We start from the raw sequence: 2116 nt of genomic DNA, 5'->3' as shown, positions 1-2116 counted from the left end.
CGACGTCGAGTACGCCACCGCCGCGTGGGTCGAGTGGTACAACAATGAACGGCTCCACTCGAGCCTGGACTACGTCCCGCCCATCGAGTTCGAGCAGAGCTACTACGCCGCTCTCAACCGAGAGCTGCAACCCACATAGGGAGCGGCGGGAAACCTGGGGATCCTTCTATGTTTGTCAAGCGGGCATGAGGGCAGGTTCTGCAGCGTTGAGTCTTCGGTAGATCTGTCGGGCCAGGTACCGCTTGAGGCATCGACGGATCTCCTTGGTTGTGCGACCCTCAACTCGTCGCCGTTCGACGTATTCGCGGGTGTCTGGATCGTGTGTCATGCGGGTCAAGACCGCCATGTGCAGAGCGCGATTGAGCCGCCTGTCGCCGCCGCGATTGAGCCGGTGTCGCACGGTGTTTCCGGATGACGCGGGGATCGGATTCACGCCCGCAAGAGAGGCGAACGCTGCCTCGGAGCGCACCCTGCCGTGATGGGACCAGATGGTCAAGCAGACAGCGGCGGTCACTGGTCCGATGCCAGTCTTCTCCAGCAGTGATGCGGCCTGGCTTGCCTTGACGAGCTCGGTCATTCGGGAGCTGTTGGCGACCAGCTGTTCGTCGAGCTCGACCACTCGTTTGGCCAGGCGGATCGCTTCGAGGCGGGCGGTGGCCTCACCGAGGTCCTCATCGCGTGCTCGCCAGCGGGCGACGGAGAGGAGCTGCGTCCCAGTCAGTGCTCGGCGCGCGTCGATTCCGAGGTCGACGACACGTAGAAGCGCTATCAGTGCGTTGATGGTGGCGGTGCGCTCGGATGTCATGTGATCACGGGCGGTCACGAGTACCCGCAGCGCGGCTCGTACACCGTCTGCCATGCGCGGCCGGCGTAGCTGGTCGCACTCCAGAGGCAGCACTGCAGCAGCGATGCGGTGAGCATCCAGCGGGTCGGATTTGCCCACCCCTCGATTGGCCCGAGTACTCATTCGGGCCGCTTCTACGACCTCGTAACCGGCCTGTTCGCAGGCCGCGGCCAGTCCGGCACCGTAGGAGGCAACTCCCTCGATCACCCAGAGGGCGGACTGATCGCCACCGGTGCGGCGGGCGGCCCACGAGATCGCGCGGGCCATCCCCCCCGGAGGAGGTCGGGAATTGGGCAGTATCGATCACCTCACCAGTGGCAGCCAGGACTGCCAGGGCGTGATTGCGGGCGTGGGTGTCGACGCCGATGACGAATGGGTGAGCATGCGCGACGATGGTCATAGCGGCTCGGGTCCTTCCTACTCAGGGACAGCGGTCCGGCCGCTGGTGGCCGGCGCCGGTCTGGGTAGGAGTCACTTCGGGGCAACACTGTGATGAGTCACGTTCCTTATGGAGCGGACAGCCTTCTGATCAAGTCACCGAGGTGGGCCAGGACGGCGTCGGCTGCCTCACCCCGAACGGACAAATCCCTAGTAGGGCACCCCGAGGGGGCCGGGCGGTTCATGAGTCACGAACGGAGTGACGCGGCCAACTCCTATCCTTGCCAGCCGGTCCCAGACCAGCCACCCCAAGACTCACAGCGGTTCAATCAGGAAGTACTACGGACTGATGCGGTCTCTGCCACCGACCGTTCAACATGGTGACTTTAGGCCCGACAACTTTCTCTTCGGCGTTGACAGAGAACCCTCATCTCTGGCGGTACTCGACTGGCAGACCGTTCTACTGGCGCCCGGCCCGGTCGACGCCGCCTACTGCGTCGGGGGCTCTCTGTCGGCCGATGTGCGCCGAGAGAACGAAGACCGTCTGCTCCAGACGTACACGGAGGAACTCTCGACCTACGGTGTCGACGTCGATGTCGATGAGATCAAGACCGCCTACGCGGCAGGCACGATGCACAACTTCATCATCGGCGTGGCGGCGGCCATGCTCGTGGTCCGCACGGAGCGAGGAGATGACCTGTTCCATTCGATGGTCACCAATGCGGTGTCTCATGCGCGGGATCAGTCGGCATTGCAGCAGCTCGGGATCGCGTCGTGAAGCGGGAAGACGGGCCCCGGTTTCCCGAACTCGGCTTCTACACCCTCGCCGGCCATGTGGAATCACCACGGGACATGCTCCACGAACTCCGCTTGGCGGAGGAGATGGGTCTGGGC

Annotated in this window: 3 protein-coding genes and 1 pseudogene (1 of these 4 cut by a window edge); 3 read left to right on the top strand and 1 reads right to left on the bottom strand. The window is 64.2% G+C overall.

Annotation, left to right across the window (positions count from 1 at the left end; translation table 11 throughout):
* Nucleotides 1-139: integrase core domain-containing protein (locus H483_RS27110; RefSeq protein WP_017836437.1), on the top strand; the 139-nt coding region annotated here is incomplete at its 5' end.
* A 36-nt stretch (nucleotides 140-175) separates the two neighbouring features.
* Here the strand turns inward: H483_RS27110 and H483_RS27105 are convergent.
* Nucleotides 176-1244 (bottom strand): annotated as a pseudogene (locus tag H483_RS27105) (IS110 family transposase).
* A 327-nt stretch (nucleotides 1245-1571) separates the two neighbouring features.
* Between H483_RS27105 and H483_RS0119305 the strand changes: the two are divergent.
* Nucleotides 1572-2000, top strand: coding sequence for a phosphotransferase (locus tag H483_RS0119305; RefSeq protein WP_052308374.1), 429 nt, complete (start codon nucleotides 1572-1574; stop codon nucleotides 1998-2000).
* Nucleotides 1997-2116 carry the 5' end (the start) of a TIGR03857 family LLM class F420-dependent oxidoreductase gene (locus tag H483_RS27100; RefSeq protein ID WP_017836434.1) on the top strand. It continues 933 nt past the right edge of the window, so only the first 120 of its 1053 coding nucleotides appear in the window; the start codon lies at nucleotides 1997-1999; the stop codon falls past the right edge of the window. The genes H483_RS0119305 and H483_RS27100 overlap by 4 nt, the downstream gene beginning before the upstream one ends.

This window comes from Dietzia sp. UCD-THP (assembly GCF_000349585.1).
Taxonomy (GTDB): Bacteria; Actinomycetota; Actinomycetes; order Mycobacteriales; family Mycobacteriaceae; genus Dietzia; species Dietzia natronolimnaea_A.
This window is presented reverse-complemented; position numbering and strand designations above follow the sequence as displayed.

Bases quoted from the DNA above. Each gene is read 5' to 3' on its own strand.
- H483_RS0119305 (WP_052308374.1), top strand. From the start codon at position 1,572: ATGCGGTCTCTGCCACCGACCGTTCAACATGGTGACTTTAGGCCCGAC.